Below are 23,769 nucleotides of genomic sequence, written 5' to 3'. Positions count from 1 at the left end.
TCCCGGCCGGCAACCCCTCGATGTTTGCGCGTTGTTACAGAGCTGTGGAGATACGGCGAAGGGGCCGTCCGGAAGCACCCATAGGGTCGAACCGACCGAGGCGGGGGAGAACGCCTGTTCCATACGGGGTCATGGGGGTGGGGGATGTCAGTGCGTCCGATGGTGCGCAAGTGGCGGGTGTTACAGCGCAAGGGGATACGAGGGTGGGCGGCCGCGCGGGGAGCGGCCGCCGCCCGGCTGTGGCGGCCGCTGCGCGGCTCTGCAGCCGCGCGCTGGGCCGGCCGGGTGCGGCGCTCGTCCGTGGTGCGGCGGATCACCCCGCGCTATCCCCGGCCCGGCCGGACCGGGGTGCGCCGCTGGCTGCCCTCGCCGCGCCAGTGGCTGCTGGCCTGCGTATGGGGGCTGCTGGCGCTGACCGCGCTGGTCGCCGTCGGATACGAGCGTACGAAGATCCCGGCCGACCTCAACGCCTTCGCCACCCAGCAGGACAACGTCTACTACTGGGCCGACGGCACCGAGATGGCCCGGGTCGGCCCGGTGGACCGGCAGGCGATGCCGCTGGACCGCATCCCCCAGGGCGTGCAGTGGGCGGTGCTCGCCGCCGAGAACGCCTCCTTCTACTCCGACCACGGCGTCTCCCCGAAGGGCATCGCCCGCGCGGTGACCACGATGGCCTTCGGCGGCAGCGTGCAGGGCGGTTCCACCATCACCCAGCAGTACGTGAAGAACGTCTACCTCGACCAGGACCAGACGATCTCCCGCAAGATCTCCGAGATCTTCATCTCGGTGAAGCTGGACCGCAGAACGAGCAAGCAGCAGATCCTCGACGGCTACCTGAACACCAGCTGGTTCGGCCGCGGCGCCTACGGGGTGCAGCGCGCCGCCAAGGCGTACTACGGCGAGGATGTCTCCCAACTCAACCCCAGCCAGGGCGCGTTCCTGGCCTCGCTGCTCAAGGGCGCGGGCCTGTACGACCCTTCGGTCAGCCCGGCCAACCACGCCCGGGCGGTGCAGCGGTGGACGTGGGTGCTGGACCGGATGGTCAAGACCGGCCACCTGTCGGCCGCCCAGCGGGCCACGTACACGACGTTCCCCGAGCCGATACCGCCGCCGCGGCCGGCCGGGCTCGGCGGCCAGACCGGCTACCTCGTGGACACCGCCCGCGCCTACGTCACCGCCCACAGCGGCATCTCGGCGGCCCGGCTCGACCTCGGCGGCTTCCAGATCTACACCACCTTCGAGAAGCCCAAGGTGGACGCGCTCGCCGACGCCGTCAGCGGCAAGCTGGCCACCCTCGACCCGGCCGGGCGCGCCGCCGACCGCAATGTGCGGGTGGGCGCGGCCTCCGTGGCCACCGACGGGCGGATCCTCGCCCTGTACGGCGGGCCCGACTACATCAAGCAGGGCTTCGACGACGCCGACATCGCCATCGTGCCCGCCGGCACCACCTACGGCCCCTTCGTCTACGCGGCCGGGTTGCGCGACGGGGTGGTCAGATCCCGCGACGCGCCCCGTGCGCGGGTCACCCCGGAATCGCCCTACAACGGCGACGACAAGGTGCCCATCCAGACCCCCGAGGGCCCGTACTGGAACCGTGACGGCCGGATCGTCACCACCGCGAACGCCGGCCACCGCAGCTACGGCACGATCACGCTGCGGCAGGCGGTGGCCGAGCAGGTGAACGGGCCGATCATGCAGCTCGGGATGGACGTCGGGCTCAACCAGGTGCGGCAGGCGTCGGTCGACGCCGGGCTGCTGCCCGACAGCGGGTTCGGCGAGCAGGTGCCGCAGTTCTCGCTCGGCACCGCCACGCCGAGCCCGATCCGGATGGCCGGCGCGTACGCCACCTTCGCCGCGGCCGGCACCCACACCGAGCCGTACTCGGTGCGGCGGGTCACCCTCGACGGCGCCGACGTCCCCGTGCGGCACGGCACGGTGACGCACCCCTTCACCCCGAAGGTGGCCGGCGAGGTGGACCAGGCGCTGCACGACGCGGTGCGGTCAGGGGCGGCCACGGCGGCGGCGAAGGCGGGCCCCGACCTGGCCGGGCTGCCCGGCACCGCGCCCGACAACACCTCGGCGTCCTTCGTCGGCTACGACCGCACCATGGCCACCTCGGTGGAGCTGTTCCGCATCGACCCGAAGTCCCAGCAGCTGATGCCGCTGGACGGGATCGGCGGCAGATCGCCCAAGCAGCCCGGCAGCGACCTGCCGACGTCGATCTGGACCCAGTACATGGGGTCGGCGCCGGTCTCGCAGGCCCCCTCGGGCCGCGCGGCCGCGCCCACCGCGAAGGACGACGCGAAGGACGGGAAGGACGGGAAGGACGCCAACTCGGAGAAGTACGCGGGCGGTTCGCCCGCGCGGTGAGTCGAGATCGGCCTAGGAGGCCGAACGAGAGGGCCTGTCCGGCGGGGTGATCCGCCGGACAGGCCCTCGTCGTCGCCTACTTGGTGATGAAGGTCGACCAGTCCGGGGACTCGCCCGGGTCGAGGTCGCGCAGTTTGGCCAGGACCGCCGGGTCCTGCGCGTCCAGCCAGTCGCACAGCTCCTTGAAGGACACGCAGCGCACCCCCTTCTTGGTGCACACGTCCTTGACCACGTCCGCGACGGCCTGCATGTAGATCTGGCCGTTCCAGTCCTCGAAGTGGTTGCCGATGAACAGCGGGGCGCGGCTGCCGTTGTAGACCCGCTCGAAGCCGTTGAGGTAGCCCTCGCGGGTCTCCTTCTCCCACTGCGGGTACTTCGCCGGGTCGCCCTCGGTGACGTCGCCGCCGGACTGGTTGTAGAGGAAGTTGAAGTCCATCGACAGCGCCTGGAAGTCCTTGCCCGGGTAGGGCACCAGCTGCAGCGGGAAGTCCCAGACGCCGTCCTTCTTCGCCGGCCACAGCTGGAAGTCGCCCGGCGAGCTGGCGTCGTACCGCCAGCCCAGCGACTTCTCGGCCGGCAGCAGGTTCTTCTGCCCCTCCAGGCACGGGGCCCGGCCGCCGACCAGCTCCTGCGCGTAGTCGAAGGGCAGCGCCGGCAGCTTGGTGAAGCCGGTGTTGGTCTTCCAGTTCTGCACGAAGGAGTACGCCTGGGAGATCTCGCTCTTCCACTCCTGCGTCGACCAGGTGCCGCCGGCGCCCGGATCGGGGGCGCAGAAGTGGCCGTTGAAGTGGGTGCCGATCTCGTCGCCGTCCTCCCACGCCTGACTCAGCTGGGACAGCGTCCACTTGATGTGCTGGTCGGTGGGGAAGTCGATGGCGGAGGCGCCCGGCGCGTGCCGCGGCGGGTGGTAGAGGGTGCGCTTGTCCTTCGGCAGCAGGTAGATCCCGCTGAGGAAGAACGTCATGTTCGCGTGGTTCGACTTCGCCAGCTCGCGGAAGCGGGAGAACATGTGGTCGTCGCCCTCCAGGGCGCCGTCCCAGGAGAAGACCACGAACTGCGGCGGCTTCTCGCCCGGTTTGAGCTTCTGCGGCACCGGCTGGTGCGGCTGCGGCCCGGTGTACGAGGTGGAGCCGTCGCCGATCAGCTGCGTCGTGCCGTCCCACGAGGGGGTGCTGCTCGCGGTCGGGGCGTGCCGCACCGGGGTGCGGGGCGGGTGCTCGGCCGCGTGCGCCTTGCCGCCGCCGTCACCGCCGGTGCCGGTCGCCACCAGGACGACCGCGATCGCGATGGCGAGCCCCGAGGCCGCGGCCCCCGCGACGGCCCCGCGCTTCCACCGGCGCCGCCCCGGCCCGGCCGCTTTCGCGGGAGCGGGTTCCTCGGGCGCTTCGGCCGCGTGGGCTGCCGCTGTTGGTTCCGCCGCTGTTCCCTGTGCCGGTTCCCCTGGTGCTTCCTCTGCTGCTTCCCCGCCGGGCTCCGGCTCCTCCGGCTCCGAGTCGGCTTGCTCCGGCCCGGGTTGCTGCCGCGCGTCCGGTCCCGGTCCCCGTTCCTCTCCCCGTCCCCGCGTCGCTTCCGGCTCCCCCTCGTGTTCCCGGTTCCGCGCCTCTTCCTGTTCCCCTTCCTGTCCTGGGTCCTGCTGCGTCTCGCGGTCGTTCGTCCCCACTGGCCTACGGCCCCCAGCCTGTCGCTGTCGCGTGGCGCTCCTGGTCGTGGCCCTTGGGGCCAAAGCACCACCGTGGGTAAGACGGTCGCCGGGCGGGGGCGGTTTCGCCGCAGGACGCAAGAGGACCCCGGAGGACACAAGGGAACGCAAGAGAACGCCGAGGGCCCCGGCGGAAACGCTCCGCCGGGGCCCTCGGTCCGGTGCCGCTCGCGAGGTGCCGCGAGGGTTACCGGAAGGACCGGAAGTAGTCCAGGTTCGGGGAGCCGACACCGGTGGCGTCGTCGTACCCGCGGACCGCGTTGAGCGAGGTGTCCTGACCGTAGGCGATCAGGCGCGCCACCAGGGTGCCGTTGACCAGACCGGCGTCGTGGACGCTGCTCAGCGGGGTCGTGGAGTGCTGGGCCTGCCGGTCGATGACGTCGGTGACCACGTGCGAGCGCGCGTAGATCGACGGGTTGGCGAAGCCGACCGCGTGGTGGCGGGCCTGCAGCACGTCGGCCTGGACCGCGGCGAACTCCGGCGAGGAGACGCTGGTGCCGCCGTAGCCGCCCTCGCTGTAGGGCGCGCCGTCGGAGAGGCCGACCAGCACCGAGGTGTAGAGGTCGCCGACCATCGAGATGTCCGGGGTGACCCGCTGCGCGGTGCGCACCTTCTGGCCGGTCATCAGGGTGTGCGACAGCGAGCCGGGCACCACGCCGCGCTGGTAGAACGGCTGCGCGAAGTCCTCGCTGGTACCGCCGCCACCGCCGAAGTAGAACGGGCCGGGAACCGACGGGGTCCAGCTCTTGCCGTCCGCGGACAGGCTGGAGCGCAGGGTGCCCATGTCGGTCTCGAAGCCGTAGCTGCCGGTCTTGTTCGCGATGCCGAGCGCGGTGCCGCCGACCGAGGTCACCCACGGGTCGGAGTCGGGCCAGTTGGCCTGCGCGCGCGAGGTGTCGGCCTGGCAGTTGGCGCCGGTCGCCGCGGCGGCCGGGCTGGAGTCGCCGCAGTCGCCCGCGGAGAAGCCGATGCCGATGCCCTCGACGGCGGCCTGCTTGAAGACCTGCTCGTAGGCGGCGATCTCCGAGGCGGTCACGTCCGCGTCGTCGGTGGTGTGCATGATCTCGCCCCAGGAGTTCGAGATCACATCGGCCAGGTGGTTGTCCACGATGGTGCTGATGGCGGCCAGCAGGTCGCTGTCCTCACAGGAGTTGGCACCCACGTAGACCACGTTGGCGTCCGGCGCGAGGCCGTGCGCCATCTCGACGTCCAGCGCCTCCTCGGGCGCCCAGCCCGCCGCACCGCTGCACAGGTCCTCGTTCGTCCACTGGGACGGGTCGACGATCTCCTTGTACTGCCCGCTGCGGAACGGCTTGTCGCCGTGGTTCGTGGCGTACTGGTTCGCGTCGGCCAGCATCGTGGAGCTGCCGTAGGCGTCCACGATGGCGATGGTGGCGCCCTTGCCGGTCAGGCCGGAGGCGGTGATGCCGTACGCCTTGCGGATCTGCGACGGGTAGAACGAGCACTGGTCGTAGGGCACCGGGCTCTTGGTGTAGCCGGCGGGCGCGCCCGTGGCGAGCTTCTGGCCCCAGTAGTCGGAGCAGGTCGCGGTGGTCGGCAGGCCACTGTTCGGCGTCTTGTGGTCGCCCGTGGCGGCCGGGGCCGCGTCCGAGACCTTGGTCGAGTCGGGCTTGACGACGTTGGCGCCGGCGGAGGTGAAGCCGGTCACCCCGAGCACGTCGGCGGAGACCTTTGACGGCACGACGATGTTCCCGGCGGGCGCGTGCCGCACCGTGCCGGAGACCCGGTAGTTGTGCACGGACGTACCGAACGCCTTGGTGATGGCGGCGTTGGTGCCCTTGACGGTGAGCGCGTGCGCGGTGGACTTCACCACGGTCAGGCCCGCGTCCTTCGCCCACTTGCTCACGGCGGTGACCTGCGCGCCGGTGGTGCCGAAGCGCGCGTCGAACTGGGCCGGGGTCAGGAACTTGCCGTAGGCGGCGTTCGACGGGTCGGAGACCGCCGTCGCGTACGCGGTCAGGCCGGCCGCGTCGCGGCCGGCCAGGTAGACGGTTCCGGTGAGCTCGGTGCCGGACGACAGCGCGCCGGCGTCGGCGGCGGCGGTCGCCCAGGACGGGTGGCTGCCGGTGATCGTCTTGGGCGTGGCGGCGGGGGTGGACGCCTGCGACGGGCCGGCGAGCATCAGCGAGCCGGACAGTGTGGCGAGCGACGCAGCCGCGACCACACCGACGCGCGCGCTGAACGCACGGGGTTTGTGTATGCCGGTAATGACGACTCCAACGTGAAGGTTCATCAGGGGAACGGGAACCGAAGCCGCCGGCCGTGCACGACCAGATCGCATGGCCGACGCTGGCCTGTAGTGTGCACGCCACGTGAGGATTGTGGGAATACCGGGCAGGCCCCAAGTGGCCGCCCTTTACCCAATCGCGAGGAAACGGGGGGTCCGATAACGCCGCAGACCAGGGCGTTCGGTGTGGCCTGCGGTGGGCCGGCCGGCGGCGCGGGACGGTGGTTTTGCGCCTGCCGGGATTGTGCGTCCGCAGCGCTGAATTCGTTCGCTTTCTTCTATTGGACGGTTCAGCGCCCGCGGGGGAATGCTGGTTGGTGTGTGCGTCCCCCCGGCGCACCCGGTCCCCCCGTCCGGAGAAAGGCAGAGCCATGCAGAGCCGCCGTATCGGTGACGTCCAGGTGAGCGCGATCGGTCTGGGCGGAATGCCCATGTCGATCGAGGGCCGCCCGGACGAGGCCCGGTCCGTCGCCACGATCCACGCCGCGCTGGACGCCGGTGTGCGCTTCATCGACACCGCGGACGCGTACCACCGCGACGCGAACGAGGTCGGGCACAACGAGTCGCTCATCGCCAAGGCGCTGGCCTCGCACCCGGCCGGCGCCGAGGTCCTGGTCGCCACCAAGGGCGGCCACCTGCGCCCCGGAGACGGCTCGTGGACGCTCAACGGCGACCCCGACTACCTCAAGCAGGCGTGCGAGGCGTCGCTGCGGCGGCTCGGTGTCGAGGCGATCGGCCTCTACCAGTTCCACCGGCCCGACCCCAAGGTCCCCTACGCCGACTCCGTCGGCGCCATCCGCGACCTGCTCGACGCGGGCAAGATCCGGATGGCCGGCATCTCCAACGCGAACCCGGAGCAGATCCGGCTGGCGAACGAGATCCTGGGCGGCCGGCTGGTCTCCGTGCAGAACCAGTTCTCGCCCGCCTTCCGCTCCAGCGAGCCGGAGCTGGCGCTGTGCGACGAGCTGGGCATCGCCTTCCTGCCCTGGAGCCCCTTCGGCGGCATCAGCCGGGCCGGCGACCTCGGCTCCACCTTCGCCCCGTTCGCCAAGGTCGCCGCCGCCCACGGGGTGAGCCCCTACCAGGTCTGCCTGGCCTGGATGCTCGCCCTGTCCGAGCAGGTCGTCCCCATCCCCGGTGCCAGCCGGCCCGCCTCGATCCAGGACTCCGTGCAGGCGGCGGAACTGACGCTGACCGCCGAGGAGATCGCGGAGCTGTCCGCCCACGCCTGAGGCCGCTGCCGCTTCTTGCGGCTTCTTCCGGCTTCTTGCGGCCGCCTCCGCCTGACGGGCGGTCCCGAAGGGGCACGCGCGTGTGCCCCTTCGGGTGGCCGTTCGGGTGATGGGCCGCACGGTTCTGCGTATCGTGGGAAGGGTGATTGGGGAGGACACGTCCTCCCAGCCCGGGGGAGAGTCGCCGCTGTGGGGCGGGCAGTGGGCCGAACCCGTGCCCGAGGCCAAGCTGCTGACGGACCCCGTCCTGCCCGAGCACCGGCGTGTGTGCGGCAATTGCGGTTCGTACGTGGACCGTTCCTACCGTGGGCAGCCCGGCAGGACCGAAGGCTTCTGCCCCTCGTGCGGCACCCCTTTCTCCTTCCGGCCCCAACTCGCCCGGGGCGACCTGGTGGCAGGCCGCTACGAGGTGCTCGGCTGCCTGGCCCGCGGCGGCCGCGAGTGGCTCTACCTGGCCCAGGACCGCTCCACCGGCACCCATGTCGTCCTCAAGGGCCTGCTGGACAGCGCCGATCCGCAGGCCCGCTCGGCGGCCCGCGCCGAACGCGGGTTCCTGGACGCCCAGGACCACCCGGGCATCGTCCGCATCCTCGACTTCGTCCGACACCACGACGCGCGCACCGGCGAGGCGTCCGAGTACCCCGAGTACATCGTCATGGAGTACGTCGAAGGACCCTCCCTGCGCGAACTCGCCCAGGTGGGGCTGACGTTGGCCACCCTGCTCGCGGTGCTGCGCGACGCCGCCGCGATCCTCGCCCACCTGCACGACCAGGGGCTGCTCTACTGCGACCTGAAACCGGACAACGTCATCGTCGGTCGCCCGCTCCTTCGCCGCCGAGCAGGGCAACCCGCTCGGCCTGATCTTCTCCCTCTACCGCGGGATGGACGTGCACCTGTGGCCGGCGACGGACAGCTGACCGGACGGGCCGCAGCCCCCCACGCGGTGGTCGACCTCGACGAGTGGGGCGACCTGCTCGACCCGGACACCGGCGCCGCCGTGCCCGCGGCCGCCGCCGGCGACTTCCTCGCCCGGCACCTGCACGTGCCGCAGGACGCCACCGACGTCGTGGTGTTCGTCCACGGCTGGCGGAACACCCGTACCCAGGCGCTCACCCGCGCCACCCGCTTCTTCTCGCTGGTGGAGGCCGCCTGCGCCGCCGACCCGCGCCGCTACCCGACGCTCGGCGCCTGGCGCGGGCACTACGTGGCGGTGCGCTGGCCCTCCACCAGCGACCCCTTCCTCACCGGCTACCGGCGAGTGCGCGAGCGCGCCCACGCCATGACCACCACCGGTCACGCCGGGCAGGTGCTCGGGCAGCTGCTCGGCTACCTCAACTCCCGGCGCAGGACGCCCGGCCGGCCGCCGACCCTGCGCGGCGCCGGCGGGCAGTACCTGCACTGCGTGGGCCACTCCTTCGGCGGGCGCTTCCTCACCGAGGCCGTGCAGGCCGCCGCGGGCGAGCGGCCCGCCGTGCTGGGCTGGAACCGGGCCGACCCGCGCTACCCCTACACGGTGGACACCCTGCTGGTCTTCCAGATGGCCGCGCCGCCCGCGATCTTCGCCGACCGCTTCGCGCGCATCCTGCACGACGCCCCGATCAACGGCCCCGTGGCGCTGACCTCCTCGCGCGCCGACCGGGCCACGGGACTGTGGCACCGGCTCGCCGAGGGTGCCCCCGGCATCGGGTTCGCCGGCGCCACCGCGCCCGCCGAGCACATCGCCGCCGCGCCCCTGCTGCGCTCCCACGAGCCCTACGTCCGGGCGCACTTCGGGGAGCGGATCGTCAACGTGGACGCGACCTGGCGGTTCCGGCGCGGCCGCTGGTGGCACCCCTCGGGTGCCCATTCCGACTTCCAGCACCCGGAGTCGGCGCACCTGCTGCTGTCGCTGGCGGGCTTCGCCCGCTGAACCGCCCTACGGCGCCCTACGGGAGGCGGGGGCTCGCCGCGGGGACGGTGCGGCGGGGCCGGTGTGCCGCGGTGCCGGCGGGAGGCGGGGGTGTTGCGGGGCCCGGGGACGTGGGCCCCGCAACGGTCAGTGGACCGGCGGCTGTTGGCGCCGCTCAGGTGTTGTTCGCGAGGTTCTTCAGGCCGCTGATCGGGCCGTTGAAGTAGTCCTGGTCGCCGGGGAAGGTGCCCGAGTCCGAGTGCTGCCAGAAGCTGTAGAAGGGCCAGCCGGCCGGGAGCTTGCCGGCGCTGGAGGCGTAACGGGCGATGAAGAGCGGGTGATTGGCGGCGAAGGCCGAGGTGTTGCCGGTGCAGGTGGTCCACCAGTCGGTGGTGGTGTAGATGGTCGCCCAGCGGGTCGTCTTGGCGTGCACCTCGTTGACGAAGTCGCTGATCCAGTCGCGCATCGCGCTCTGGCTCAGGCCGTAGCAGGTCGAGCCCGAGGGGTACTCGATGTCGAGCAGCGGCGGCAGCGTCTTGCCGTCCTTGGACCAGGCGCCGCCGTGGGCCACGAAGTAGTCGGCCTGGGCCTTGCCGCTGGAGGTGTTGGGCGTGGCGAAGTGGTAGGCGCCGCGGATGAACCCGGCGTAGTAGGAGTTGACGTAGTTGGCGTTGAACTGCGGGTCGCGGTAGGTGGTGCCCTCGGTGGCCTTGATGTAGGCGAAGCGCGCGCCCTTGGCGTAGGCGGCCGGCCAGTCCACCGTGCCCTGCCAGTTGCTGACGTCCATGCCGGGAGTCTGCGGCACGCGCGTGGTGGAGCGGACCCGGTTCAGCGAGCGGCCCTCGTGGGTGGCCACGCTGGAGCCCATCCAGTGGTAGTTCTCGATCCGGCCGCGGCCGTGCAGGCCGGGCTCGGCGGTGGCGGTGCCGGCCGCCGGCAGCGCGAGCAGGGCGGCCAGGGCCGCCGCGAGGGCGAGCATCGTGCGGCGGCGGGCCGCCCGCCGGGGCCGGGTGCGGGCGTGGGGCTCGGCACCGGCGTGCGCACCGGGGCGCGGACGGTGGTCCGGGCGGTCCATGGGGTACCTCCAGGGTGTGGGGGGCTCGGGCGGCCCCGCGCGGGACCGCACCTCTTGCCTGATGAGCTTTTTGTCTGCTTTTGGGACGGGAGTGACCCCAGCGTCGGTCCTCGGACCGCCCGGCCCGCGCTGCGGCGCGGCCTGCCGGCGGCTGCGACCCGAATGCCTTACGCCCTCCCTCACTCGTACGGCCCTACGCGGGTCCGGGTGGCCCCTTCGGCGCGGCCCCGGTGCGGCCCCGGTGCGGGCTCGGTGCAGCGGCGGTGCTCGTCGCTGCTCGTCGGCGTGCATCGGCGTTCATCGGCACCCACGGGCGCCGCCTCGCGCGGGCGCACGGCGCTCGTCGGCGCCGCCTCGCGCGGGCGCACGGCGCTCGTCGTCACCGCCTCGTGCGGCCGCGCGGCACTCATCGCCCGCGCTTCTGAATGCCTTCGGTTTCTTCTATTGGACGGTGCCGCCGGTCGCCTACGAAGCTGGGGCCGTCGTCGGAACCCAGCAGGAAAGGATCACCGTGCGCTATCGCGAACTGGGCCGCAGCGGGCTGTCGGTGTCGGAGATCGGCTACGGCGCCTGGGGCATCGGCGCCTCGGCGTGGATCGGCGCCGCCGAGGACGAGTCGCTGCGCGCCCTGCACCGCGCCGCCGACCTCGGCGTCAACCTGATCGACACCGCCCGCGGCTACGGCGAGAGCGAGCGGATCGTCGGCCGCTTCGTCCGCGAGCGGGCCGGCCGCGACGGCGGCGAGATCCTGGTGGCCACCAAGGTGCCGCCGAAGAACGGCCGGTGGCCCGCCCCCGCGGGCGTCGCCCCCGCCGACGCCTTCCCCGGCGCGCACATCCGGCAGAGCCTGGAGACCAGCCTGAGCGCCAGCGGGCTCGACCACTTCGACATCCTGCAGTTCCACGTGTGGAGCGACGAGTGGGTCGGCCGCGGCGACTGGCTGGAGACGATCGCCGACCTGAAGGCCGAGGGCAAGATCCGCCTGTTCGGCGTCTCGATCAACGACCACGAGCCCGACAGCGCGCTCGCCCTGGTGCGCAGCGGCGCTGTGGACACCGTGCAGGTCATCTACAACATCTTCGACCAGGCTCCGGCCGACGCGCTGCTGCCGGCCTGCGAGGAGCACGGCGTCGGCGTCATCGTCCGCGTCGCCCTGGACGAGGGTGGCCTGACCGGCGCGGTGACGGCCGGCACGACCTTCCCCGAAGGGGACTTCCGCAACCGCTACTTCCGCGGCGACCGCCCCGCCGAGGTCGAGCGCCACGTCGAGGCCATCGCCGCCGACCTCGCCATCCCCGTCGCGGACATCGCCGAGACCGCCCTGCGCTTCGTCCTGAGCGCGCCTCAGGTCTCCACGGTCATTCCGGGCATGCGCACGGTCCGCAACGTGGAGCGCAACGCGGCGGTGAGCGACGGCCGCACCCTGGGCGCCGACCAGCTGGCGATCCTGGCGCGCCACCGCTGGCAGCGCAACTACTACTCCTGACGCCGGATCGGGCGGGGGTGTGTGATTTTCGCCGCCATCCGCCCCGCCCCGGCCCGGCGCCGCCCACCGCGGGCGGCCCCCTGACAGGGTGGGGACATGTCGGAGATCACCGGAACCCTCGTCCGCCCCCGGCCGCCGCACGGGACGGGACCGGACCGCGAGGCGCAGGCCCGGCGGGCCGGGCGGTGGGCGGCGGCCGTGGCGGCGGTCTACGGGGTGGTGCAGCTCGTCGCGGTGGTGCCCGGCAGCGGGCTCGGCTGGGACGAGACCGTCTACACCAGCCAGGTCAGTGGCTCGGTGCCGGCCGCCTTCTTCAGTGCCCCGCGCGCCCGCGGCATCTCCTTCCTCGCCGCGCCCATCGCCTCCTGGACCGGCTCCACCACCGCGCTGCGCGTCTGGTTCGCCGTGCTGTCCGCGCTGGGCCTCTTCCTGGCCCTGCGCGCCTGGCGCACCCTCGTCCCGCCGGCCGTCGTCGCCCTGGCGGGCGGGCTGTTCGCCACCTTGTGGATCAGCCTCTACTACGGCCCGCAGGTCATGCCCAACCTGTGGAGCGCGTACGGCGCCCTCGCCGCCGTCGCCTTCTTCCTGCGGCTGCTGCGCGACCCCGGTGACCGCCGCAGCGCCGCCGGCCTCGCCGCCGCGGTCACCCTCTCCGGGCTGATGCGGCCGCCGGACGCCTTCTGGCTGGTACTCCCGATCGCCGCGACCGCCCTGCTGCTGCGGGCCGGGCGGCGCCCCCTGGTCTGGTCCGCGCTCGCCGCCGGGGTCGTGCTCGGCTGCGCCGAATGGGTCATCGAGGCGTACGTGCGCTACGGCGGACTGAGCGAGCGGCTGGACCGGGCCAGCGCGATCCAGGGCGGCACGGGCTGGAACTTCGCCGTGGACGACCAGGTCAGGGCGCTCGACGGCCATACGCTGTGCCGCCCCTGCACGGTGCCGTGGCGCCACCCCGCCGACTCCATCTGGTTCTTCGTCCTGCCGGTCCTGGCCGTCGCGGGACTGTGGGCCGCACACCGCGCCGGCCGCCGCGCCACGGCCCTGCTCCCCCTGCTCACCGCCGCCTCGACGGCCTTCCCCTACCTCTTCCTCATCGGCTACGCGGCCCCCCGCTTCCTCCTGCCGGCCTACGCGCTCGCGGCGATCCCGGTCGCCTGGTGCCTGCGGGCCGCGTTCCTCTGGGCGGGCTCGCCGGGGACCGTGGGGACCGGCTCCCGGACCTCCGCGGCGCCGGAGCGCCCACCTGCGGCGCCGTCGCCGGCCGACGCCGCCGCGCCCGGCACACAGCGGACACCGCTCCCTCACCCGCGGCGACGGGCCCTTGTGCTGCGTCGCTCGGCGGGCGCCGTCCTCGCCGTGCTGCTGTGCGGGCACCTCGCCGTCCAGGCCGCCGTCCTCACCTCGGACGTCCGCAGCAACCGGACCATGCGGCGGGACTACGGCACTGTCGCCGCCAGCCTGCACAGCGCGGGCGTACGGCCGCCGTGCGTGCTCAGCGGCGACCACGCGGTGCCCATGGCCTTTTACGCGGGCTGCTCCTCACGCCAGGTCGGCGGCCCCGACGGGAGCATCACCCCCGCGGGCCTGCGCCGCACCGCTCTCCACCGCCCGGTCGCCCTCCTCGTCCGGGGCGGCCGGCCGTCCTATGCCCGCGGCTGGCGGCTGCTGCGGCTGCCCGACCTGCCCGCCTTCCACGGTTACCGGGCGTACGTCGCCCGCCCGGCCGGCCGTCAGTAGGTGGCACCCTGGCGCAGGCTCGCCGCGGTGCGCCGTATCCAGGGCAGGGCGGCGTAGAGGGCGTCGCCGGGGCAGTCGGTCTCGTAGGCGTCGCGGTGGCCGGAGATCGCGTGCAGCTGCGCGGCGGTGCCCTTGCGGAAGCGGCTGCGGCTGTCGGTGGACACCAGGCGGACCTTGCCGCGCGGGTCGATGCCGGGCGCGAGCTTCCAGGCGGCGATCCGGGCGATCGCCCGCAGCATCGGCTCGGGCACCTTGCGGCCGGGGCCGAAGTTGCCCAGGGCCGCTATTCCGACGGTGTCCACGTTGAACCCCTCGGTGTGGGCGCCGCGCACCGCCCTGCCGATGCCGCCGGCCCGGCCCTCGTACACGGTGCCGCACCGGTCGACGACGAAGTTGTACCCGAGGTCGTCCCAGCCGAGCGCGATGTGGCTGCGCTCCATGGCGAGCAGCATGGCGGGGACGTCCTTGCGGCAGTCGTAGGTGTTGGGGTTGTCGGTGTGGTGCACGAAGACGGCCTTCACGGTGCCGTCGTACTCGGGCTTCTCCTTGACGGCCCGCTCGTCCGCGTGCCACATCCGCCGCCCCACGACGGCGGGCTCCAGCGCGGCCACGTGCAGCACGGGCGCCCCTCTGGGCGCCGCCCGCACATGCCGCCCCGCCGCGGGCCCGCACGTCACCAGGAACACGAGCGACACCGCGAGCGCCGCCCCCTTCACCCAGCGACCCCGCATCCCCCCACGATGCGCCCCCTCCCCCCGCACCCCCACCCCACCAGCCATTCGAGTGACCCCCAGCCCGCCGACCAGCCCCGTCATACCCCCAGGGGCCCGACCGGCCTTCGGCCGGGGACGGCGGGGCGGGGGCAGCCCCGTACCCCGTAGGGCCGACCGGCCTTCGGCCAGGAACGGGCGGGGTGTGGGCAGACGGGGTTGCCGTTTTTGGGGGCGCGGGGAACTGCGCGAGCAACCGGCCACCGGCCTGCGGCCGGGAACGGCGGGGCGGGGGCAGCCTCGTGCCCCGTAGGGCCGACCGGCCTTCGGCCGGGAACGGGCGGGGTGTGGGCAGACGGGGTTGCCGTTTTTGGGGGCGCGGGGAACTGCGCGAGTAACCGGCCGCCGGGCTGTGGCCGGGAACGGCGGGGTCGGGGCAGCCTCGTGCTCCGTAGGGCCGGCCGGCCTGTGGCCGGGAACGGCGGGGTCGGGGCAGCCTCGTACCCCGTGGGGCCGACCGGCCTGCGGCTGGGGAGCGAGGGGGCCGGCCGGAGGGCCGGGGAGACCGCGGGGGGTACCGCCGTACCCCCGCTAACCCTCGGAGAGGATCGCTGAGACGGCCTCCACCACGACAGCCCGCCGCCGCTGACCAGCGTCAGCGCCAAGGCTGACGTCGAGCTCGGGCGTCTGCGTGCTCCAGAAGCCCGAGAGGTGGACGACGAGCCCGAGCAGCTCGGGCGCGGAGAACCGCGTCGGGAGAAGCCCCTGCTTCTGGGCGGCGGCCACCGCCTCGATCTTCGCGGCGTAGCTGTCCATGACGATCGGCAGCAGCGTCCCGGTCCCGGCCCGCTCCAGGCGGTACCAGGTGGCGAGGCGCTGCACCCAGGGGCGGGCCAGGTAGGAGTCGTGCAGCCGGCCCGCGTACTCGGGCAGGTCCGCGGGGTCGATCGGGACGGCGTCGAGCGTCTCGCGGCACATGACGTCGAAGACGGCGTCGAAGAGCCCGTCCTTGCTGCCGAAGTAGTGGTAGATCTGCGCCTTGTTGCTCTGGGCCGCGGCCGCGATCCGATCCACCCGGGCGCCCGCGATGCCGTACTGCGCGAACTCCTCGGTCGCCGCGTCGAGCAGTCTGCGGCGGGTGGCCTCGGCGTCCCTGTTCATGACACCCATGCTATCCGGCCCCGTACCGGTTATCGACTAACCGGATAGTTGACAATCGCGGCCACCGGGTGTCCCATGGGAGCAGGTGCTAATCAACCGGTTAGTAAGTTAGCCTCTCGAACGGAGCCCTCCCATGCCTTCCGTCTTCCTCGTCAGCGGCGCCTCGCGCGGCCTCGGGCGCGAGATCGTCGTCGCGGCGCTGCGGGCCGGCCACCAGGTGGTGGCGGGCGCGCGCTCGCCGAAGGTCCTGGACGACCTGGCCGCCGAGTACGGCGACCGGCTGGCCGCCGTCCCCCTCGACGTCACCGACGACGCGCAGGCCGCGGCCGCCGTACGCACCGCCGTCGACCGCTTCGGCCGGCTCGACGTGCTGGTCAACAACGCCGGGTACGCCAACGTCGCCTCGGTCGAGGACATCGACTTCGACGACTTCCGGGCCCAGATCGACACGAACCTGCTCGGTGTCGTCCGGCTGACCCGGGCCGCCCTGCCGGTGCTGCGCGAGCAGCGCTCGGGGCACGTGGTGCAGGTCTCCTCGGTCGGCGGCCGCCTGGCCACACCGGGCCTGTCCGCTTATCAGACGGCCAAGTGGGCGGTCGGCGGCTTCTCGTCGGTGCTCGCGGCCGAGGTCGCGCCGCTGGGCATCAAGGTCACCGTGCTGGAGCCGGGCGGCATGCGCACCGACTGGGCGGGCTCCTCGATGCGGGTGGACCCGATCCGGCCCGAGTACGAGCCGACGGTCGGCGTGATGGCGCGGATGCACAGTGACGATTTCACGGAGGCGAGCGACCCCGCGAAGGTGGCCCGCCTCGTCCTCGACGTCGTCGCGCTCCCCGAGCCGCCCCTGCGGCTGCTGGTCGGGCCGGACGCTTTCGCCTACGCCACGGCGGCGGGCCGCGCGCTGCTGGCGGAGGACGAGAAATGGCGCGACCTGAGCGTGTCCACGGCCGCCGACGACGCGACGCCCGAGCAGATCGATCCCCTCGGCCACGCGTCCTGATTACGCGGGTGCGGCTTCTCGCCGTTGGGGTTCCTGTCTCGTCGCCGCCTGCCGCGCCGATGGGGCTATGGGGCGGCTTCTCGCCGCGGGGGTCCTGTCTCGTCGCCGCCTGCCGCCCGGTGGCCGGTTGCGAGCGCAGTTCCTCCCCCAGAGCTTCGCCTGGGGGTACCCCCAGCGCCCCTTTCGGGTTCCCGTCTGCCCCACGGGGTTGTATGCCGTCGCAAGGACGGTGGCCTCTTCTGGGGGTCCCCCCTCTGGGGGAGCCGTTCCCCGCGCCCCCAAACACCTCGCCCTGCGCGCGAACGGCAAGGTTTTTCAGGGGCGCGGGGAACTGCGCGACCAGCCCAGGACCGGCCTGGCGGCCGGGAGCGTCCGGGACTACCAACGGCGGGATGCCGTAGGGTGGAGGTAAGCGGAAAGCCGTTCCGGAAGTGTTCCGGAACGCGGTTCCGGCGCGAGGAGGGTGCTTGGTGGCGGACGAAGCAATAGACACGGCGGCCGAAAGCGGCGCACGCCGCATCCGCGCCGACGCCCGCCGCAACGTCGACGCATTGCTCGAAGCGGCCAAGACCGTCTTCGTGACCTCCGGGGTGGACGCCCCCGCCAGGGAGATCGCCGATCGGGCCGGTGTCGGCGTCGGCACCCTCTACCGGCACTTCCCGCAGCGTTCCGACCTGGTGCAGGCCGTCTTCCGGCGCGAGGTGGACGCCTGCGCCGACGCGGGCCCGGCGCTGGCGGACGTGCACGAGCCGGCCGCGGCCCTGGCCGCATGGCTGCACCGCTACACCGAGTTCCTGGCCACCAAGCGCGGCCTGGCCGGGGCGCTCCACTCGGGCGACCCCGCTTTCGAGTCCCTGCCCGGCTACTTCATGCAGCGCCTCGGCCCCACCCTCGGCGCCCTCCTGGACGCGGCCGCGGCCACCGGCGAGGTGCGCAAGGACGTCACCCCCAAGGACCTCCTGTACGCGGTGGCCGCCCTGTGCGTCCCCACCGACGACGAGGGCCTGACCTACAGCCGCCGCATGGTCACCCTCCTGATCGACGGCCTGCACTACACGGAGTGAGCCGTGGGGCGCCCCGGCCCCCGTGGAGCGACAGCCGGCCGCGGCTGGGGGAGGATGGGCGCGAGGCCGACAGAAGGGGCGCCCTGATGGATGCGCGGCAGCGGTGAGCGGGGCCGGGTACCGGGGGTTCGTGGAGGTCAGGGGCGCGCGCGAGCACAACCTGAAGAGCGTGGACGTCGATGTGCCGCGCAACGCGCTCGCCGTCTTCACCGGTGTCTCCGGCTCGGGCAAGTCCTCGCTCGCCTTCGGCACCCTCTACGCCGAGGCCCAGCGGCGGTACTTCGAGTCCGTCGCCCCCTACGCCCGGCGGCTGATCCACCAGGTCGGCACCCCGAAGGTGGAGGAGGTCCGCGGCCTGCCGCCGGCCGTCGCGCTCCAGCAGCGCCGTAGCACGCCCGGCTCGCGCTCCACCGTGGGCACCGTCACCACACTGTCCAACCTGCTGCGGATGCTGTTCTCACGCGCCGGCTCCTATCCGCCGGGCACCGAGGAGCGGCTGGACAGCGACGCCTTCTCGGCGAACACCGCGATCGGCGCCTGCCCGGAGTGCCACGGCCTGGGCCGGGTGCACCGCGTCACCGAGCAGTCCCTCGTCCCCGACCCCTCGCTGAGCATCCGCGAGCACGCCATCGCCGCCTGGCCCGGCGCCTGGCAGGGCAAGAACCTGCGCGACGTGGTCGCCGCCCTCGGCTACGACATCGACCGCCCCTGGCGCGAACTCCCGCAGAAGGACCGCGACTTCATCCTCTTCAGCGACGAGCAGCCCGAGGTCACCGTGCACCCCGTGCGCGAGGCGGGCCGCATCCAACGCCCGTACCAGGGCCGCTTCATGAGCGCCAAGCGCTATGTGCTGCGCGCCTACTCGGAGTCCAAGAGCGCGGCGACCCGGCGCCGCGTGCAGCGCTACCTGGAGAGCGCGCCGTGCCCGGTGTGCGGGGGACGCCGGCTGCGGCCCGAGGCGCTGGCGGTCACCTTCGCGGGCCACGACATCTCCGAGTTGACCGCGATGCCGCTCACCGCGCTCGCCGGGGTGCTGCGCTCCACCGCCGAACTCACCGCGCCCGGCGCGGCGTTCCCCGCCGCGGGCTCCGGCGAGGGCACCGAGGCCGCCGTCGCCCTTGCTGCCGACCTCGTGGCCCGCATCGATGTGCTGCTCGGCCTGGGCCTGGGCTACCTCAGCATGGACCGCACCGCTCCCACCCTCTCCCCGGGCGAGCTCCAACGGCTTCGGCTGGCCACGCAGTTGCGCTCCGGCCTGTTCGGCGTCGTCTACGTCCTGGACGAGCCCTCCGCCGGGCTGCACCCCGCCGACACCGAACCGCTGCTGGACGTCCTGGACCGGCTGCGCGCGGAGGGCAACTCGCTCTTCGTGGTCGAGCACGACATGGCCGTGGTCCGCCGCGCCGACTGGGTGGTCGACGTCGGCCCGGGCGCGGGGCGGTACGGCGGGCAGGTCCTCTACAGCGGGCCGGTGCCGGGTCTGCGGGACGTGGAGGCGTCGGTCACGCGGGCGTACGTCTTCGAGACGGACGCGGCCCCGGTGGACGGCGGCGGGCCGCCGCGCGAGCCGTCGGGGACGTTGCGGCTGCGCGGGGTGGCCCGGCACAACCTGCGCGGCCTCGACGTGGAGGTGCCGCTCGGCGTGCTCACCGCCGTGACGGGCGTGTCGGGTTCGGGCAAGACGAGCCTGGTCGACGTCCTGGCGCAGGTGCTCACCGCCCGGCTGGAGCCCGGCGTGCCCGCCGAGGAGGGGGACGGCGACGAGGAGGACGGCTCCGCGTGGGAGCCGGAGGAGGTGACGGCCGAGCCGGTCGTGGCCGCGGCCGAGGGACTGGACGCCGTGGACCGCCTGGTCCGGGTGGACCAGAAGCCGATCGGCCGCACCCCGCGCTCCAACCTGGCCACGTACACGGGGCTGTTCGACGCCGTGCGCGGTGTCTTCGCCGCCACCGACGAGGCCCGCGCCCGCGGGTACACCCCCGGCCGCTTCTCGTTCAACGTCGCCGACGGCCGCTGCCCCACCTGCCAGGGCGAGGGCTTCGTCGCCGTCGAACTCCTCTTCCTGCCCGGCACCTACGCGCCCTGCCCCACCTGCCGCGGCGCCCGCTACAACCCGGCGACGCTGGAGATCACCTACCGCGGCCGCAGCATCGCCGACGTGCTGGCGATGCCGGTGGACACCGCGGCCGACTTCTTCGCCGACGTGCCCGCCGCCGCCCGCGCGCTGCGCGCCCTGCGCGATGTCGGCCTCGGCTACCTCGCGCTCGGCCAGCCGGCCACCGAACTCTCCGGCGGCGAGGCCCAGCGCATCAAGCTCGCCACCGAACTCCAGCGCGCCCGCCGCGGCCGCACCCTCTACCTCCTGGACGAGCCCACCACCGGCCTCCACCCCGCCGACACGGCCCTGCTGATGCGGCAGATCCGCGCGCTGGTCGAGGCAGGCGGCACGGTGGTCGTCGTGGAGCACGACATGGACGTGGTGGCCGCCGCCGACTGGGTGATCGACCTCGGCCCGGGCGCGGGGGAGGAGGGCGGCCGCGTGGTGGCGTCGGGCTCACCCCGGGAGGTCGCCCGCGTGAAGGAGAGCCGCACAGCGCGGTATCTCGCGGAGCGGTTGAAGGGGTAAGTCCCGCGGGCGGGTGCCAAGTGCGGGGGCGCCGTGCGGGGGCCGGGGGTACGGCACGTCGGTGGCAACCCTCCGGGTCGGGGAGAAGCCCAGTGCCTGGGCTTCGCGCCCAAGGTGCCGCTGTGCGGGGGCGGTTGCCTCGCTTCTGGCGCGCGTGCGGGCAAGGGAGCATTCCGCCCTGCGGGCGGGCGCAGGCCGCCGTCGGCGAGGCGCCGTCGGCCGAGTGCGGCGGAGTGCTGGCCGAGGGGGCGAGGCTGGGCTGGTGGCGCGGTCACAGGCGGGTGTTCGGGTCGCCGATCAGGACGAAGGCGGACCACGCCGCCGGGTCGGCGCCCGTGGCCCGGGCGGACAGGACGGCGGTGCGCAGCGCCTGGGCCGCGGGTTCGCCGGCGCGCAGGCGGGCGTAGAAGGCGGACATGAGGGGGCCGGTGTCCGCGTCGGGGATGTCCCACAGGGAGACCACGACGGTGGCGGCGCCCGCGGTCAGGAAGGCGCGGGCCAGTCCCAGGTTGCCCTCGAAGGTGGCGCGGCCCAGGCCGGAGCTGCACGCGCTGAGCACCACCAACCGGCAGTGGGCGAGGCTCAGCCGGGCGAGGTCGTCCGCGCGCAGGTAGCCGTCGTCGCGGTCGGAGGGGGCGAGGCAGAGCATGCCGGGGACGAAGGCGTCGCCGCCCTGGAGGGCGTGGGCGGCGAAGTGGGCGAGGTCGCAGCCGGGCAGCCCGGCCGTCACCGCCGCTCGGGTGGCCGCGGTCCCGGTGAGCGCGGTGGTGCCGAACTGCTCGGCCAGGGCATCGGCTTCGGCGCGGGCGCCGGGCAGGGACGCCAGGCCGGGCGCGGGCATCGCGGGGGCCGGTTCGGCGGTGGCGGGCGCCGGGTCGCCCACGGCGAGGAGGACCGGCGGCCGGTCGAGCGGCGCGGGAGCCGTACGCCGCAGCAGCCGGGGCGCGGGCAGCACCGACACCGCGCAGTGCTCCACCAGCACCTTGCCGTCGGGGAGTTGCAGCGCGGGGAAGGGCACGGTGTGCAGGAAGCCGTCCGGCAAAATCACCAGGCGCTGCCCGCATTCGGCCGCTGCCTGCGCCGCCTTGGCGAGCGGCATCTCCAACACCCTGCTCATCAGATCGCGATGGGCCTCGGTCGCGGCGGCCCCGGCGGGCCGGTAGCCCGCCCGCCGCCACACGTCGAGCCCGGTCGGCTCCGACTCGGCCTCCAGGGCGACGAGTTCGCGGGCGAGGCCGTCCAACGAGACGCGCTGCAGGGCGATGTCCCGTCCCGGCGCCACCACCCAGGTATCGACGGCGACCGGTATCCCGAACCGGTCGCCCTCCGCCGGCGCGCCCAGCAGTCCCGTCACGAGGAACACGGTGCCGCTGCGCTCGGCCTCCTCGCGCAGCAACCGGGCGGCCGACTCCTCGTGCGCGGACGGCGGCCCGGCCGCCGGGTCCGCGTACCCGCCGACCGGAGTCGCGGGCGCGGGCACCGCGACCGCCGGAGGCAGTCCCCGAGTTGCCAGCAGCCCGGCGACGAAACGGCGCCCGAGCCGCCCGGCTTCCACAAGCGCGCCTCCGCGCTCCCGCACGAGCGGTTCCGTCCCCGCCGGCGCTCCCACCCGCACTTCCGCGGGGTGGTCCGGGGACGTGGGGTCACCGGCGTGTGCGGGGGAGGGTGTGCGTTCGCGTGCCGCGGGCGCGGGTGAGTGGGTTTCGGTTGTGGTGCTGGTCCGTTGCCCTACGGCCGCGTGTTCGTCTGCCGTCGCTGTAGGAGCCGTGCGGTCCCGCGCTGGGCGGTCCGCGGCGGCGGGTTCGCCCGCGTGTGCGGTTGGGGGTGCCGGCTCGCGTGCGGGGGGCGTGGTCTGGTCGGTTTCCGTTGTGGTGCTGATCTGTTGCCCTGCGGGTGCGGGTTCCTCTGTTGTCGCGGTGGGGGCCGTGCGGTCCCGCGCGGGCTGGTCCGGGGACGTGGGGTCACCGGCGTGTGTCCGCTCGCGTGCCGGGGGCGTGGGCCGGTGGGTTTCCGTTGTGGCGCTGGTCCGTTGTCCTGCCAGCGCGGGTTCGGCTGCTGCCTGTGTGGGGACCGTGTGGTCCCGCGCGGGGTCGTCCGGGGAGACCGGGTCGCTCGCCCTCGCTGTAGCGGCTCGTGCGGGGGTGTTCGCGGGGGGTCGTTCGCCCGTGCGGTCCTGGTGGGCGGAGCCTTCGTCGACGCGCTCTCGTGTCAGGGACTCGCCGCGGGCGCGCAGGGCCGCGTCCAGGGCGCCGGGGGCGTCGCCGCGGGCGGCGCGGGCCAGTTGGAGGGAGCGGTAGACCTGGGCGTGGACGTCGAGCATGCCGATGTCGTGGCGCTCCAGGGACGCGGCGGCGCGGATGTGCTCCAGGCGGCGTACGGACTCCAGCAGCAGGGTCTCCGCCTCCTGGGCGCGGCCGGTGCCGACCAGCAGCGTGCCCAGGTTGTGGAGGGCGCCCGCCAGGCCGAAGGAGTCCTCGCCCGCGGCGAGTTGGTCCACGCCGTTGCGGGCCCAGCGGGCGGCCTGCGCGTCGTCGCCCAGCATCGAGCAGCAGGCGGCGAGGTTCATCGCGATACGGCCCGCCAGCGGGCGCGGTCCGTCCCGTTCGGCCCGGCGGAAGTCGGGCACCATGATGCCGACCGCGGCCTCGGGCTGCCCGGCCTCGGCGAGCGCCAGGGCGAGCGTGATCCGGGTTTCCACGCTCTGCTCCGCCGCGCCCATGCGTTCGGCCTGCTCCACGGCCGCACGCGCGTAGGTGAACGCGGCCTCGGTGTCGCCCCGGTGGCGGGCAAGCATGGAACGCAGGGTGAGCAGGGCCAGCTCCGGCTGCCCGCGCTCGCCTCGGGGCATGCCGTCCAGGAGCGCGGCGGCCCGGTCGCAGGCGTCCTGCGCGGCCGCGGCGTCCCCCACCCCGAAGGCGGCCAGCGCGAGGTCGCACCAGGAGGCGGCCGCCAGGACCGGTACGCCCAGTTCCCGCGCGGCCGCCACCACCAGGCCGGCGGTGCGGTGCGCGGCCACCGCGTCGCCGCGGCGGTGGTGCACCTGGGCCAGGACGCCGAGCGCGGCCAGCCGGTCCTGGGGCGCCTCGGCTGCGGCCAGGGCCCGGCGGGCCGCCGCCTCCGCCTCGACCAGCCGGCCGAGCGCGGTGAGCGCGTCGGCGAGCAGCACCAGGGCGTCCCGCCGTACCTCGCGGCCCAGTCCGGTCAGCCGCCTGCGAGCCGCCAGCGGCGCGAGCGCCTGCCGGGCGCACTCCTCCTGCTCGGCGCGGTGCTCGATCGCCGCCGCCTCGGCCGCGGCCTGCACCCAGTACCAGGCGGCCAGCACCCGGTCCGGGTGGAGCAGCGCGGCGGCCCGGAAATGCCCGTACGCGGCCTCGGCCCGCCCCTCCGCCCGGGCCCTGCTGCCCCGCCGCCGCTCCGCGACGGCCCGTGTCGCCTCGAACATGCCTTCCCCCTCCAAGGTGTGCGGGCTCCCGCCA

At 73.9% G+C, this 23,769-nt stretch carries 14 protein-coding genes; 8 read left to right on the top strand and 6 right to left on the bottom strand.

Annotated features, from left to right (window positions below; translation table 11 throughout):
- Nucleotides 1-144: 144 nt before the first annotated feature.
- On the top strand, nt 145-2,370 hold the full coding sequence (locus BLR33_RS03460) for a transglycosylase domain-containing protein (protein ID WP_245771134.1): 2,226 nt from the start codon (nt 145-147) through the stop codon (nt 2,368-2,370).
- A gap of 76 nt (nt 2,371-2,446) precedes the next feature.
- Here the strand turns inward: BLR33_RS03460 and BLR33_RS03455 are convergent, their stop codons facing one another.
- A complete protein-coding gene (locus BLR33_RS03455; protein ID WP_107408834.1) occupies nt 2,447-3,637 on the bottom strand; it encodes a polysaccharide deacetylase family protein in 1,191 nt (396 codons plus the stop codon).
- Between the two features lie 619 nt (nt 3,638-4,256).
- On the bottom strand, nt 4,257-6,254 hold the full coding sequence (locus tag BLR33_RS03450; RefSeq protein ID WP_176930107.1) for a S53 family peptidase: 1,998 nt from the start codon (nt 6,252-6,254) through the stop codon (nt 4,257-4,259).
- Nucleotides 6,255-6,688: 434 nt separating this feature from the next.
- Between BLR33_RS03450 and BLR33_RS03445 the strand changes: the two genes are divergently transcribed.
- Together BLR33_RS03445 and BLR33_RS03440 are read left to right on the top strand one after the other, a co-directional pair.
- On the top strand, nt 6,689-7,549 hold the full coding sequence (locus BLR33_RS03445) for an aldo/keto reductase (protein WP_093782776.1): 861 nt from the start codon (nt 6,689-6,691) through the stop codon (nt 7,547-7,549).
- Nucleotides 7,550-7,691: 142 nt separating this feature from the next.
- Nucleotides 7,692-9,458, top strand: coding sequence for a serine/threonine protein kinase (locus BLR33_RS03440; protein WP_176930106.1), 1,767 nt, complete (start codon nt 7,692-7,694; stop codon nt 9,456-9,458).
- A 154-nt stretch (nt 9,459-9,612) separates the two neighbouring features.
- Here BLR33_RS03440 and BLR33_RS03435 read toward each other — a convergent pair whose 3' ends face one another.
- Nucleotides 9,613-10,512, bottom strand: coding sequence for a GH25 family lysozyme (locus BLR33_RS03435; protein ID WP_093782774.1), 900 nt, complete (start codon nt 10,510-10,512; stop codon nt 9,613-9,615).
- A gap of 511 nt (nt 10,513-11,023) precedes the next feature.
- Here BLR33_RS03435 and BLR33_RS03430 point away from each other — a divergent pair.
- On the top strand, nt 11,024-11,998 hold the full coding sequence (locus tag BLR33_RS03430; RefSeq protein ID WP_093782773.1) for an aldo/keto reductase: 975 nt from the start codon (nt 11,024-11,026) through the stop codon (nt 11,996-11,998).
- A gap of 96 nt (nt 11,999-12,094) precedes the next feature.
- On the top strand, nt 12,095-13,732 hold the full coding sequence (locus tag BLR33_RS03425; RefSeq protein ID WP_093782772.1) for a hypothetical protein: 1,638 nt from the start codon (nt 12,095-12,097) through the stop codon (nt 13,730-13,732).
- Here BLR33_RS03425 and BLR33_RS03420 read toward each other — a convergent pair.
- Together BLR33_RS03420 and BLR33_RS03415 are read right to left on the bottom strand one after the other, a co-directional pair.
- Nucleotides 13,726-14,463 (bottom strand): peptidoglycan recognition protein family protein, encoded by a 738-nt coding sequence (locus tag BLR33_RS03420; RefSeq protein WP_093782771.1) that lies wholly within the window; start codon nt 14,461-14,463, stop codon nt 13,726-13,728. The genes BLR33_RS03425 and BLR33_RS03420 overlap by 7 nt on opposite strands.
- Nucleotides 14,464-15,033: 570 nt before the next feature.
- Nucleotides 15,034-15,603 (bottom strand): TetR/AcrR family transcriptional regulator, encoded by a 570-nt coding sequence (locus BLR33_RS03415; RefSeq protein ID WP_093782770.1) that lies wholly within the window; start codon nt 15,601-15,603, stop codon nt 15,034-15,036.
- Between the two features lie 133 nt (nt 15,604-15,736).
- Here BLR33_RS03415 and BLR33_RS03410 point away from each other — a divergent pair, with 133 nt between their 5' ends.
- The 3 genes from BLR33_RS03410 to BLR33_RS03400 all read left to right on the top strand — a co-directional run bounded on the left by BLR33_RS03410 (nt 15,737) and on the right by BLR33_RS03400 (nt 20,293).
- On the top strand, nt 15,737-16,603 hold the full coding sequence (locus BLR33_RS03410) for an SDR family NAD(P)-dependent oxidoreductase (protein WP_093782769.1): 867 nt from the start codon (nt 15,737-15,739) through the stop codon (nt 16,601-16,603).
- Between the two features lie 470 nt (nt 16,604-17,073).
- Nucleotides 17,074-17,667, top strand: a complete 594-nt coding sequence (locus BLR33_RS03405) for a TetR/AcrR family transcriptional regulator (RefSeq protein WP_245771133.1) — start codon at nt 17,074-17,076, stop codon at nt 17,665-17,667.
- A 103-nt stretch (nt 17,668-17,770) separates the two neighbouring features.
- Nucleotides 17,771-20,293 carry an excinuclease ABC subunit UvrA gene (locus BLR33_RS03400; protein WP_093782768.1) on the top strand — a complete coding sequence of 841 codons (2,523 nt, stop codon included), beginning with the start codon at nt 17,771-17,773 and terminating at the stop codon, nt 20,291-20,293.
- A gap of 271 nt (nt 20,294-20,564) precedes the next feature.
- Here the strand turns inward: BLR33_RS03400 and BLR33_RS03395 are convergent, their stop codons facing one another.
- On the bottom strand, nt 20,565-23,735 hold the full coding sequence (locus BLR33_RS03395; RefSeq protein WP_093782767.1) for a CHAT domain-containing protein: 3,171 nt from the start codon (nt 23,733-23,735) through the stop codon (nt 20,565-20,567).
- Nucleotides 23,736-23,769 lie beyond the last annotated feature (34 nt).

Source organism: Actinacidiphila guanduensis (assembly GCF_900103985.1).
GTDB lineage: Bacteria > Actinomycetota > Actinomycetes > Streptomycetales > Streptomycetaceae > Actinacidiphila > Actinacidiphila guanduensis.
This window is presented reverse-complemented; position numbering and strand designations above follow the sequence as displayed.